Origin of the sequence: Alkalihalobacillus sp. R86527 (genome assembly GCF_042466185.1) — a bacterium.
GTDB lineage: Bacteria > Bacillota > Bacilli > Bacillales > Guptibacillaceae > Guptibacillus.
Genome location: NZ_JAXHBW010000001.1, coordinates 3,168,306 through 3,181,342 on the forward strand (window position 1 = coordinate 3,168,306; position 13,037 = coordinate 3,181,342).

A 13,037-nucleotide genomic window follows, 5' to 3' on the forward strand; every position below is an offset into this window, starting at 1 on the left:
TGAACGAACGAAATCCTTTCGACGAATCATTATTGCAGTATATTTCTTCAAAATAAAACTGGGTACACTCCAATATTGGAATGCACCCAGTTTTTCTTATAGTAAAAACGGATTCTTCAAATCGACCCATTGATACGTATGCCCCCAGCTGTTCTTAGCAAGATCCGTGACTCGTTCAACAAGACTAAGATCAACTTCTTCCAGATTACCCATCTCATTCGGATTGTAGTGAAATGCGTAAACACGTGAAAGAAATTGATCGAATGGAAGAGAAGCTTCTCCCTCTTCCTCTCCATGATTTCTTACTGTCGATCTGATCCCTTGCCCCCAGTTTTGACCGCTATCGTTGTTCGGATTATAAAAGTACACCCTCATCTCACCAGATAGATCAGCTGCAATGCGCTGAATCGAAATTGCATGTAACCCAAGTAAATCCGCATTCGCTGTCGTGACAAAGATTCCGACTGGATTCGGATAGATGAGCTGATGCCCACCGTTAAATTCAGGGTGATGAGTCGCATAGAATAGCTTCGCGAACGCTTCATAATCCGCTACCGCTCCAGTGACTGGCTGGATACAAGAAGAAAACTCTTTCGAAATCCACTGTCCATAAAAAGACGGATTCACCCACTTGTGTCCATCCTCACCTCGAAGAGCACAGCGCTTCATCATATCATCATAAATACGATCCAAATGCGGTACCAACACTAATGAGACAGGATCGAGCTCGGTATGAAGATCCGGCGCAAGTCCTCCAGAAAGGAGCGAAGAGTTGATTTCAAATCCCTCAAACATCATATCCACTTCACCATCACGACACGCTCTAGCAAGAAGTTCTAACAAATAACCTGGATCGTGCTGCGACCACAGACTAATTCCCCGCGCCGACTGACACGTTGGATTCAGTCCCTGTCCGATTCCAAGTGGCTGACCTAGGACGCTGATGATACCTGACAGCAAAAGCCCAACAGCTGTCACATCACTCGTATCCTTACGCGCCGCTAGCAAGACTGCTTCCACTTCAGGAAGAAGCTCCAGCTCTGTGATTCGTTCAAGCCCTGGAATAACAGGTGGTGAAGACAAAACCCCGCGCTCAAGCATACGCGCAAGTCCGTACAACGACTGACACGTTGAACGATGGATTGCAAGTGTGATCATCTCTTTAACAATTGGAAAATGCTCATTTAAATTCGCTTCACCTTTTTCCGTTAAATCAAGCGCAATCGTTAGGAGCTCAGCCTCTTCTTTCTGAGCTAAATCCCTAACGAGCTCCGCATGCATCGGAGAGACGATGCCAGTGTCGCGCATGATGTTTGCAAACTCATCTGCTTCTGATACTTTCTCAGCCTGTGACAATGCATGAAACTGAGTTAAGTAGTCTTCAGTTTCGATAGACCTTTTGCTTAACGAAGTCGGTCCACTCATGCTATCGATATAGCGCTCAATACTCGCTCTTCCCTCTGGAGAAAGATCGCTATCTTTCATCAAGTTCTTGGCGTAGCCGATCATCTCAACGATACGATTCACCATGATTGGACGTTGCGACGTTAATCGATCGATTTCATTCACGAACGTGGGGGCAAGTGATGCTAATGACAATTTGTTTGCGAGAAATTGAAACAATAGAATGCCTCGCTTTTGTTCCTTGGTTTGACTGATGCGAGCTTCTTCCGTTTCAGGCGGAAAGATCATCTCTAAGTTTAAGGCCATGATTGTAGTCAACAAATCCTTCGCTTCTTCAGGTTTCATCGTTTCATGCTGACATTCACCTTTCGCAATCGCGAGCAACCTAAGTTCACTCAACACTTCGAAAACAGAATAGTTACCATCTATTTTAAATGAACCAGCTACGAGCTTTGGCTGAAGCTTTCGTGGATTCTCCCATGGACCATCTTGAAAAATGCCCGCTCGGTCGTAATCCTCCACTAGTTCATACAGCTCCTCAAACATCTCCTTGTCGATCAAAACCGCCGCATTTCTAAGAGTCTCCTCTACTAGCGCCTGATTTGAACCGCCTTCTGACAACGTTTGCAAACTTCGCGCAAACTGTTCTTGATCATGATTTGAATATGAAGTCTTCATACTCGCACATCCCCCAATTAGTTAAGATAGCAACTTGTTCCCCCTTCCTCAACATTAGAAACCTTTTTTTGTAAAATACTTTTCGTCTCTATCATTTATTTTTCACGAAATAGTCGTACTATCATGGATCTATGGGAACCCTCTATGCTCATCGTGCGATTCTTGCAGATATACGCCAGCATTCTTCACCTATCAAACTAGCGCACACCATTTTTGTATAACCGATGTGAGGTCTATTATAATAGAAGCACGTAACGAACTAAGGAGGATCTCGAAATGAAAGAAACCATCGCACGACATAAAGAAGCATTTCTTGAGGAACTACAGGAATTCCTAAGAATTCCTAGCATCTCAGCCGATCCCGATCGAAAAGAAGATGTACAGAAAGGCGCTAGCTTTGTAGCAGATTCTCTTACCAATGCGGGTATGGAAAACGTCGAAGTCATCGAAACAGAAGGACACCCAATCGTTTATGCCGACTGGATTCATGCGGAAGGAAAACCGACCGTTCTTGTTTATGGTCACTATGACGTCCAACCGGCTGATCCAATTGAACTGTGGGAAACCCCTCCGTTCGAACCTGTCATTCGTGATGAAAAGATTTTCGCCCGCGGTGCAACTGACGATAAAGGTCAGCTCTTCATTCACATCAAAGCAATGGAACTTCTTATGAAGGAACACGGCAAACTACCTGTTAATGTGAAATTCTGCATCGAAGGGGAAGAGGAAATCGCTAGCCCGAACCTCGACCCTTTTATCAACGAACAAGCAGAAAAACTTAACTGTGATGCGGTACTTATTTCAGATACTTCATTCATCGAAAAAGGTGTACCAGCGATCTGCACTTCCCTTCGTGGCGCACTTGCCATGGAAGTGAACGTCAAAACAGCAAACACAGATTTACACTCAGGCGTCTACGGTGGCGGCGTTCCGAATGCTGTTCACTCGCTCGTTCGCCTTCTCGACTCGCTTCATGATAAAGAGGGTAACATTTCAGTCGAAGGCTTTTATGAAGGCGTACCGGAACTAACTGATGCACTTCGAAAAGAAGTCTCAGAAATTCCTTCTGATGAAGAGACAATGAAAAAAGAGCTTGGATTATCTGCACTATTTGGGGAAGAAGGGTTCTCGTTTAAAGAACGGACCGGCATCCGTCCTACCCTTGAAATCAACGGCATCACAGGTGGCTATCAAGGTGAGGGAATCAAAACGATCGTCCCTTCTGAAGCGAGTGGAAAGATCAGCTGCCGCCTAGTCGGCGACCAAAATCCACAGCACATTTATGAACTGATCGATAAACACCTGGAAGCTAACTGTCCAGCGGGCACAACCTTATCAGTGAAACAGTTTATCCAAGCAAAGCCTGTCGCACTAGATTCTAGAAATCCAATGATTCAAAAAGCAGCAGACGCGTACGAAAAAGTCTACGGCACACGCGCACTCTTCCCGAAAGAAGGCGGATCGATTCCAATCGTTGAAGTCTTCGCACGAGTACTCGACGCACCAGTCGTTCTCATGGGCTTCGGACTTCCATCAGAAAACCTGCACGCACCGAATGAGCACTTTCATTTAGAGAACTTCACGCAGGGGATCGAGACTGTTGTAGAGTATTTGGAGTCGCTGTAGGAGCTTGGAAGGAGGCTCGCTTGGAGGAGGGGCGGAGCGTTTCGCTGATATATTTGTGGATTCGCTGATATATTTGGATTATCGCCGATATATATCTGTTTTCGCTGATATATTCAAAATATCGCCGATAAAACCTATATTTCGCCGATATCCACTTCCCGCCCCACTATCCCAACTATGCAAAACGCCAGCAATGCCCTGCACCGCTGGCGTTTTTCTCTTTTTACTAGATTAGTATTACTCTAGTTAGACAATAATAGCATCCTGAGCTCCACTATCCCCCCCAAAAACCACTCATTCAGACAGTATCACTTCTCTTTTTCCGAGATTCTTCTACTAATCAACCAGCCCATGCCCAATTAACTCAAACGATAGCTTATCCATATAAACAACCATGTTATTAGTCACGCCTTTATCATCTGTCGGAAAATCAATTGCGTACACAACTTTTTCTCTAAATGGTTTTGAAACTTCTTCTACTAAGATATCTTCTGTAAGTGACACGTTTGAAACGGTTCCCGACTGCCAAGTACCATCAATTCTCCCTTTATCTTGGTCTGATAACTGTTTCCAAACGATTTCCCTCACATCACCTTCATTATTGCCCCTAGACTCGACTTCTCCTTTACTAGGTAACGCTAAGATCCCCAGTATGAGAAAGCCGAAAACAATTAGAAGGACAGTTCTTTTCATATGTAACACCTCCACACCCGTCTAAACGAGATTCTCCCCCTCCAGGTTACATAACCCTACTTCCAAACTTCATCCAACTTATCAGCATAGAACGTGATCGCTTTCCTATAACTCAAAATCGTATCATCCTTCGTCGTTTCTACTAAATTAGTAAGTAGATATTCCATCGCTTCCTGGTGCTCTCCAAGGTTATACAACGTCATCGCATAGAACACCTGAATCGCACGGTTATTGGGAAAGTGATCCATCCCATTTAAAAAGACAGCTTTCGATTTCTCATACTTTCCTAGAGTTCTGTATGTACTTCCTAATCCGATCAACGCTCCCTCAAGCTCATTAGAAGGGAGTCCAAGCTCGATCGCCTTTTCATAATGTGGAACTGCTTCAGACTCTTTTCCTAATACATCGAAGCTCCAAGCGCACTGGTATTGGAGCGAAGCATCATCCGGATTTTCTTTTACAAGCTTAACGAACATCTCGCTCGCCTCTTGATGCATTCCTGCCTGACGATATTCTATCGCCCTCTCACGTTCTTTATCCACGCGTTTCCACCTCTTACCATATAGTCGTTTATTAGTAGCTTATCATACAGCCTCGAAGAATAAATCAGTCAACCATCCCATCCTTTTTCTTCCTATTCGATTGACCAACCAAACCAATTAGACTATAATCTAATTAGATACTAATCTAACAACAAAGAAAGGAGACTACGAGATTGCAGTTAAATAAACTAGTCAATTTCCATAAAACAATCGGTGATCCTACCCGGATACGGATTCTCACCTTACTCGCGAAGGGTCCACTCCATGGGCAGGCAATTGCTGGGAAACTTGGACTAAAAGCACCTACCATCACGCATCATATGACGAAATTACGAGACACCGGCATCGTCTTTCAACGAAGAGATAAGAACACGATCTACTATTACATAGACGAAAAGAAATTCCGCTCTTATTCTGAAGCTCTAACTAAAATGCTTTACCACTCTGAGCACGATCAGGAGGACGATTCAATGAAAACGCAAGCTGTGGTCAATAACTTTATCGCAAAAGACGGGACGTTAACGCACCTCCCTTCTCAGCGTAAGAAGAAAATCATTATTCTCAAGCACTTGATCAAAGGATTAGAACGCGGCAAAAAGTACCCTGAGAAAGAGATCAATGAGTATATCAAAAAGTTCCACCCTGACTTTGCGACAATTCGTAGAGAATTTATCATCAATCACTTTATGTACCGCGAAAACAATATTTATGAATTAAACCCGGAAGAAATGTGGGCGACGATCGAATAAGACCTTGATTCACCACCATTAACGACTACTACATTGCTTTCCAATTTGTAGTCGTTTTTTTTTGTGCTCTGTACTTTTTTTTGTGGTTCGTGAATTTATTCTTCATGGCGAAATTATACATATAATAAAATAAAGAGATACAATAGGTGTAAAGCCTAACGTAGTTACACGTTTGATTCTGTGGATCTTGTTAACTAGGGGGGATTAGGTTGGACCTGTTTATCTTTATTACAGTAATCGTTGGGATGTCGTTTATTTTTCTATATTTCGTAATTAAGTATGACTTAAAAAGAAAGGAATTAGAGCTAGAAGAGAAAAGAATAGATCTCGAAAAGAGAAAGCTAGAACTCAACAAAGAGATTCAGGAGAAAAACAAAACCATTAAATCACCACCGTCATAAAGGGAAGTGGTTTACCTACTGAAGCGAAAGCGTCACTACTGAGGGATTCAACTGGAATTGAATGCTTTATTGTATACAAAAAGCACTGCAACAAGCAGTGCTTTTTGTAACGCGTAGTTGCCCAACGCGACGTCTTTTCTCTTATTTTTCAATCACACCACACGCAATTCGATCACCAGCATCACCTGATGGTTGAGATTCCATGTCGTCTGCTCCAGCATGAATCACGAATGCTGTCCCGCCTTCTTTAAGAAGAGAGTTATCCTCACCTTCTACAAGGGTCACTTTTTCGTTCATGATTTCTTTATCAACTGTGCCATCAGCACTCACTTCAAGGTTCTCCATATCTCCAGCATGTGGGCCATCGTCTGTTTCGGTTCCGTGGCTTACATCCGCTGGGTTAAAGTGTCCACCTGCTGACTTGAAATCCGGGGCTTCACACTTTCCTGTTTCATGAATATGAAATCCGTGCGTACCTTCTGGGAGATCAGTAGCTTGAAGATTGATTGTTACACCTTTGTTCTCCTCAGTAATTTCAGCTGTTCCAACGTCATTGCCTTCTGCATCCTTCAACGTAACCATTGCTGTCTCAGCAGTTTCCTCTTCTTTTGTTCCTTCCTCTGTTGTTCCTTCCTCTGTCGTTCCTTCCTCAGTCGAACCTTCATTTTCCATCGTCGAATCATTATCCGAGCTAGAACCCTCTTCATTTGAGGAATTTCCTCCACAAGCAGTTAGAACAAGTGCTAAAACCAGCATCATAATCAGATAATACCATTTCTTCATTCGAATCTCTCCCTTCTAAGAACATGTTATAACCATCTTTACACATAGAAGAATCCGTTAAACCTTACAAATGGGAATTGCATCCATCTTCCTACATCCCTTTTTCACCGTGACGTTCTTTAGTCGCTATTCTGTATAGCGTCCAACATCTTTCAAGAGACTTGAGTCACAGTCCTCACAATCTTTTTAATCAAAAAAAATTGATGAATTAGTTGCACTCTAAGATGTCATCGCTTACACTTAACTTAATCAAGAAAATTTGATGAATCGAGGTGACCCGAATGACGCTTCCACTCTTTAACGATCAACTTAATGATACATTTACGCTATACGAAAAGAAGTTCAAAGCACTCTCTGATCAGAAAAGACTTCACATCATGTATGAGCTAACACAGGCTGGTGAGCTGTGCGTATGTGATCTTACCGACAAATTAAACCTTCCACAATCCAAGCTTTCATACCATCTTAAGATTCTTCTGGATGTAGAGCTGATCACGAAAGAACTTCGTGGTACATGGAGCTACTATAAATTGAACAAAAAAGAAGTGAATCATCTACTATCAGAAGAACTTTGTTGTCTATTCCGAACCAATGACGGATGTTAATGTTTAACCCATACATCAAAAAAAATTGATTAAGGAGAGGACTCAATATGAGAACACATATCGGATTAAACGTATCAGACCTAAAGGCTTCTATCGACTTTTACACGAAGGTTTTCAACAGTGAACCAGTAAAAGTGAAGGACGATTATGCGAAGTTTCTACCTGAAGAGCCTTCCATTAACTTTACTCTCAACCTGAAAGATGAAGTAAAAGGCAACCAAGTGGGTCACTTTGGATTACAGGTCGAAAGCCATGAAGACGTCATGCGTCATAAAGAAAGACTTGAGAAACTAGGATTTTTCGCTCGAGAAGAAATGGATACGAACTGCTGCTATGCGCTTCAGGATAAATTCTGGGTAACAGACCCTGATGGCAACGAGTGGGAGTATTTCTTTACAAAGCAAGATAGTGAGGATACTGAGGAAGCTGTTTCGAGTAGCTGTTGTTAAGCGCCTACCGCTAGCACTCTTCAAAGAAGAAAGCGACCACAACGGTCGCTTCAGCTTGTTGGGAAACCCTGGTTATATTGTTATCTATGCCGTAGGAGTTTGAACACTGCTTCACTCCTACTAGGTTGCAATCAATCAGAGAAGACGTTCCGACCGATTATGATTAGGTATCTCCTTTATTACTCTAGCCGTTTTGTCATGAGATTTGTTATTTCTCGTTTTCAAATCATACATTAAAACGTTGATTGGAGCGGAAGGAGGCTCACCGCCCGCCCCGCGGAAAGCGAGCATCCTGGAGCGGAAATCACCACTATATCCGTCGAAGTAGTCCTTAAGACTTTTTTCGACAACCTGAAGCGACCACAAGGGTCGCTTTCTCTTATTTATCTACCATCAAACTTCTAAGGAAATCCAACACCATCTCATTATAGAGATGAGGGTTCTCGATGTTCGCAATGTGACCTGCTCCAGGAAGAAGACCGATGTGTATGCTGTCATTCTTACTTTTCACATAAGCCGCTGCTTCCACTTCATAAAGCTCGTTCCCACCGTTTAATAACAATGTAGGAGTTTTCAACGTTGCAAGTGTTTCTTCATCAATCGAAGGATAGTCAAACGTCATCAGATTGTTCACCTTCGTTAACGTATCGTACCATTTCGTTCCGTGAATTTCTTTAAAGTAGTCAGCCGTGTCAGGATCAGTATCCTCTAAGTTAGAGAAATGCTTATGCTGCTCGTCTAGCTTCCCTTTTAAATGATCAGGTACGAAAGGTGTATAGCCCGTTAACACCATTCCTTTTACTAAATCAGGGCGTTTGAGCGCAGTATGTATCGATAAGGTTGCTCCTAAGGATAACCCTACTAAATACGCTGGGCCATTTGCTTCTAGATCTTCCACTAACCATTCAACAGCCGTCTCAACATAATCGTTGTTCGCTTCGATCGATGAAACACCGTGTCCTGGTAGATCCGGACTAATGACTTCGTAATGCTTTGAGAAAAATTCCTTTTGCGTTTGAAAATGAAGGTCTCCAGTTCCCATAAAACCATGTAACATATAAATTCGTTCCATTATCATTCACCGCCACTTCTCATATTCGTTACGATTCCCTCTATTACTTTACCACAAATAAAAGCAGCGACACGAAGCCGCTGCTCATGTTTACACCGCTGTTGTTTCCTCTTGCACCGACCAATCGAATTCATCGCTCTTCAACCACTGCCAAAGCGCTTCGATATCTTTTGAGAAAACACGGTCTTCTTTAATCGGTGGAACGATTTCTCTTCCTTCTGAATGAAGCGTCTGAATCGATGAGGAAGCATTCTCAAGCTCTCGGTATTCAAGCGCCTGCATGGCACAAATAAGCTCAATCGCCACTACCTTCTGTGCGTTGAGTACGATTTGATACGCATGACGCGCACCGATCGTACCCATGCTGACATGATCTTCCTGATTCGCAGACGATGGAATGCTATCGACACTTGCAGGATGAGCGAGCGTTTTGTTTTCGGATACGAGAGAGGCAGCTGCATATTGCATGATCATCGCACCAGACTGAAGACCAGGGTTTGGACTTAAGAAACCTGGCAGATCATTTAGCTGCGGATTCACTAGCCTCTCGATGCGTCGTTCAGAGATGTTCGCCATTTCAGCAACTGCAATTTTCAAAAAGTCCATCGCTAGAGCAATCGGTTGACCGTGGAAGTTCCCTCCCGAGACGATCGTTTCCCCATCATCGAAAATCAACGGATTATCTGTCGCAGCATTCATTTCGATCTCAAGCTTTTCTTTCACATAAGAAAGACTTTGTCTTGAAGCGCCATGAACCTGCGGGATGCAACGAAGTGAATACGCATCCTGGACTCGCTTCTCCCCCTGGTGGGTGATGAGTTTGCTGTCATTCGTTAACGTACGAATTCGTTTCGCCACGTCCATTTGCTCGCGGTATCCTCGCGCTTCATGAATAGCTGGGTGGAATGCGTCGATGATTCCTTCAAGGGCTTCAAGCGTCATCGTAGCGATCCAGTCACTTTGGTCGAAAAGTCGCTCAGATTCTATATAATTAATCACACCCATCGCTGTCATCGCCTGTGTTCCGTTAATAAGGGCAAGCCCCTCTTTCGCTTTCAGAGTCAGAGATTTATAACCGAGTTCATCATATACCTCACTCGTTGGTCGGATTTTCCCTTTGTAGTGAACGTCACCTTCTCCGACTAATACGAGAGCAAGGTGTGATAGAGGTGCGAGGTCGCCAGATGCACCTAGGGAACCTTGACTAGGCACAACAGGAATCATTCCTTCATTCACAAGGTCACGAAGTCGCTCGACTACGCATGGCCGCACGCCAGAAAACCCTTTAATCAACGCATTTAGCCTAAGTACGACCATCGCTTTGCTAACCTCTACCGGAAAGTTCTCTCCTACCCCACACGCATGCGAACGAATGAGATGAAGCTGGAGCTCATCGACATTTTTATCAGGAATAAGCACGTCGCTGAATTTTCCAAACCCTGTATTGATGCCGTATACGGTCTTCCCCGTCGCTACGATCTTCTCAACCGCTTTACGACTTTTCTTCACCTTCTCCATACTCGATGGATGAATCGAAACATCTTCATCACCATATATAATGTTCTTCATATCTTTTAGTGTTAAGTCAGATCCAGTAAGTAGTATCATGTTCCATTACCCCTTTCTTTTTTAAGAACATACAAAAAAGGAGACGACAATGGTACATGACGTACCATCACCGTCTCCTGATATCTCATCACTATAGACAGTTTTTATCCTATATGATTAATGCCTAGACCAAACGTTTCATGCTCTAGGCCTTTTACCGGTGCACCGATCGTTCCATAAAATGCCACCGCGATCCATTCCCCTTCATCAAAGTGTTCATAAGGGGTGCCTCGTACGATTGCGAACCGTAAACCGACTGTGCGCATCATGTTTCCTGCACCAATTTGACCGCGCATCACACCTTCTAATGCTTCTAAAATAGCGTGATAGAGTGCGTGCGTCTCTCGATACAGCTCTTCTGAAATGATGCTATTTCGTTTCGCAGCTGTTTCTACAGCTGAGATTACTTTTTCCATATTCATTGAACCCGCTTTACCTTGACAGTACTCTACGTCCTTCAACTGTCCTGTAAAAGGCTCTAACTCCTCTGGTGTCAACGTTGCCACTAGCATCGCTAGCTTCCCAATCTTAATCTTCTGTGCCATCTGCGTCACCTATCCAGTCTTCCGCCTACTAATCACTATTATCTTATTAAATTGTATGCGTTTTCAGAATCATATGTCAATAGAAGCTCCCAAAGTTTTACTCTACTATCATGCTAGATTACTAGCGCGATAAAGGAGTTTATCTTCCTTTTAACCACTCGAATTTCGTCGTGTAAATCATTTCCAATACCTTCATAATTTTTGTAATTTGTCGAATAGTGTTGAAATTTATTCATTTACTTGTATAATAAAAATTGTGAATAAATTGTCAGAAATATTTAAATTAACTAAAAGAGGAGCGGCTTACATGGAAAGTTTTTTATCAAGCATTATTGATTCTTCAAACAATATCCTCTGGGGATATGTTCTGATTGCAGGATTACTCGGGTTAGGTATTTACTTCACGATTACCTCCCGTTTTGTACAATTTCGTTTTTTTGGAGAAATGATTCGTGTACTTGGAGAAAAACCTGATTTCAAAGATGGAAAGAAAAACATTTCACCCTTCAAATCGTTCTGTGTAGGTGCGGCAACACGAATTGGTACAGGGAACTTAGCTGGTGTTGCAGTAGCGATTACACTAGGTGGTCCAGGAGCTGTATTCTGGATGTGGATCGTGGCACTTCTCGGTGGTGCAACTGCATTTATTGAAAGTACGTTAGCACAGGTCTATAAGGTTAAAGATTCAAAAGCCTATCGCGGAGGACCTGCTTACTATATTGAAAAAGGACTTAAGAAAAGATGGTTAGGCGTTCTATTCGCTGTCATCATTACGATTACATTCGGACTTATATTCAATTCTGTTCAAAGTAACACGATTGCATTAGCTTTTGAAAACGCTTTCGGAATGAATCGATTGGCAATGGGATTAATCATTACTGCACTTACAGGTTTAGTAATCTTTGGTGGTGTCCACCGAATCGCAAACCTTTCTAGTGTCATCGTCCCAGTTATGGCAACTCTTTATATTGCGATTGCCTTAATCGTATTAATCATCAACATTGCAGAACTACCAGCTGTACTTTCTCTTATCGTAGGACATGCTTTCGGACTCGAGCAGGCCTTCGGTGGTGCGATCGGTGCAGCCATTATGAACGGGGTAAAACGTGGACTGTTCTCAAACGAAGCAGGTATGGGTAGTGCGCCGAACGCAGCAGCTACGTCAACAACGTCTCACCCTGCCAAACAAGGTCTTATTCAGTCACTAGGTGTTTTCGTTGATACGATTCTAGTATGTTCAGCTACAGCATTCATCATCTTGCTTGCACCCGTCTTTAAGGCTGGCGATGTATCAGGAATCGAATTACTTCAGAATTCCCTTAACGCTCATATTGGTGGTTGGGCTGGTATCTTCATTTCACTTTCGATCTTACTCTTTGCTTTCAGCTCGATTATCGGATCTTATTACTATGGTGAAACGAACATTGAATTTATTAAAGAAAGTAAGACTGCACTATTCATATTCCGAATCGCAACGATGGCATTCGTACTGATCGGCTCTGTCTTAAGCTTAAGCCTTGTATGGAAAATGGCCGATCTATTTATGGCTCTCATGACGATCATCAACTTAATTGCGATCGCTATGCTTGGTAAAGTTGCAGCAAAAGTATTAAAGGACTACGAAACACAACGTAAAGCAGGCAAAAACCCAACATTCAACCCTACTGAACTAGGGATCGAAGGCACTGAAGCTTGGGAAGATGATGAAGATAAAGAAAAGAAAAAAGCAGTTATCTAATTTCTATTAAGAGCCTGGAGATTCCAGGCTCTTTTCACAATCTATCGCGCATTATTTTTGAAAAACAGTTTTATGTTAAGTATGATGAAATTAGGGAAATAGTAATGTGGACATAATGAAACTAGAACCTGAAGGAGTGGATAA

The 13,037-nt window shown here is 42.8% G+C and carries 13 protein-coding genes; 6 read left to right on the top strand and 7 right to left on the bottom strand.

Annotated elements, in window-relative coordinates; translation table 11 throughout:
• Positions 1-96 precede the first annotated feature (96 nt).
• Positions 97-2,082 carry a hypothetical protein gene (locus SJY16_RS16575; protein WP_377890892.1) on the bottom strand — a complete coding sequence of 662 codons (1,986 nt, stop codon included), beginning with the start codon at positions 2,080-2,082 and terminating at the stop codon, positions 97-99.
• A gap of 276 nt (positions 2,083-2,358) precedes the next feature.
• On the opposite strand from SJY16_RS16575, the gene SJY16_RS16580 reads away from it, so the two are divergent.
• Positions 2,359-3,708 carry a dipeptidase gene (locus SJY16_RS16580; RefSeq protein WP_377890893.1) on the top strand — a complete coding sequence of 450 codons (1,350 nt, stop codon included), beginning with the start codon at positions 2,359-2,361 and terminating at the stop codon, positions 3,706-3,708.
• Positions 3,709-4,044: 336 nt separating this feature from the next.
• Here SJY16_RS16580 and SJY16_RS16585 read toward each other — a convergent pair whose 3' ends face one another.
• A complete protein-coding gene (locus tag SJY16_RS16585) occupies positions 4,045-4,401 on the bottom strand; it encodes a hypothetical protein (protein WP_377890894.1) in 357 nt (118 codons plus the stop codon).
• A 56-nt stretch (positions 4,402-4,457) separates the two neighbouring features.
• Positions 4,458-4,943, bottom strand: a complete 486-nt coding sequence (locus SJY16_RS16590) for a tetratricopeptide repeat protein (protein WP_377890895.1) — start codon at positions 4,941-4,943, stop codon at positions 4,458-4,460.
• Positions 4,944-5,116: 173 nt separating this feature from the next.
• Between SJY16_RS16590 and SJY16_RS16595 the strand changes: the two genes are divergently transcribed.
• Together SJY16_RS16595 and SJY16_RS16600 are read left to right on the top strand one after the other, a co-directional pair.
• Positions 5,117-5,692: a DUF2087 domain-containing protein gene (locus SJY16_RS16595; RefSeq protein ID WP_377890896.1), complete on the top strand. Its 576-nt coding sequence runs from the start codon at positions 5,117-5,119 to the stop codon at positions 5,690-5,692.
• Between the two features lie 209 nt (positions 5,693-5,901).
• Positions 5,902-6,093, top strand: coding sequence for a hypothetical protein (locus SJY16_RS16600; RefSeq protein ID WP_377890898.1), 192 nt, complete (start codon positions 5,902-5,904; stop codon positions 6,091-6,093).
• A gap of 141 nt (positions 6,094-6,234) precedes the next feature.
• Here the strand turns inward: SJY16_RS16600 and SJY16_RS16605 are convergent, their stop codons facing one another.
• Positions 6,235-6,876 (bottom strand): superoxide dismutase family protein, encoded by a 642-nt coding sequence (locus SJY16_RS16605; protein ID WP_377890900.1) that lies wholly within the window; start codon positions 6,874-6,876, stop codon positions 6,235-6,237.
• A gap of 281 nt (positions 6,877-7,157) precedes the next feature.
• Between SJY16_RS16605 and SJY16_RS16610 the strand changes: the two genes are divergently transcribed.
• A complete protein-coding gene (locus SJY16_RS16610) occupies positions 7,158-7,481 on the top strand; it encodes an ArsR/SmtB family transcription factor (protein ID WP_377890902.1) in 324 nt (107 codons plus the stop codon).
• A 47-nt stretch (positions 7,482-7,528) separates the two neighbouring features.
• Entirely contained in the window at positions 7,529-7,930 is a 402-nt protein-coding gene (locus SJY16_RS16615) for an ArsI/CadI family heavy metal resistance metalloenzyme (protein WP_377890904.1), read from the top strand.
• 379 nt (positions 7,931-8,309) lie between these two features.
• Here the strand turns inward: SJY16_RS16615 and SJY16_RS16620 are convergent, their stop codons facing one another.
• The 3 genes from SJY16_RS16620 to hutP all read right to left on the bottom strand — a co-directional run bounded on the left by SJY16_RS16620 (position 8,310) and on the right by hutP (position 11,155).
• Positions 8,310-9,002: an alpha/beta fold hydrolase gene (locus tag SJY16_RS16620; protein WP_377890906.1), complete on the bottom strand. Its 693-nt coding sequence runs from the start codon at positions 9,000-9,002 to the stop codon at positions 8,310-8,312.
• Between the two features lie 90 nt (positions 9,003-9,092).
• On the bottom strand, positions 9,093-10,610 hold the full coding sequence (gene hutH / locus SJY16_RS16625; RefSeq protein ID WP_377890908.1) for a histidine ammonia-lyase: 1,518 nt from the start codon (positions 10,608-10,610) through the stop codon (positions 9,093-9,095).
• A gap of 104 nt (positions 10,611-10,714) precedes the next feature.
• On the bottom strand, positions 10,715-11,155 hold the full coding sequence (gene hutP / locus SJY16_RS16630) for a histidine utilization transcription antiterminator HutP (protein ID WP_377890910.1): 441 nt from the start codon (positions 11,153-11,155) through the stop codon (positions 10,715-10,717).
• Positions 11,156-11,462: 307 nt separating this feature from the next.
• Here hutP and SJY16_RS16635 point away from each other — a divergent pair, with 307 nt between their 5' ends.
• On the top strand, positions 11,463-12,893 hold the full coding sequence (locus SJY16_RS16635; protein WP_377890912.1) for an alanine/glycine:cation symporter family protein: 1,431 nt from the start codon (positions 11,463-11,465) through the stop codon (positions 12,891-12,893).
• Positions 12,894-13,037 lie beyond the last annotated feature (144 nt).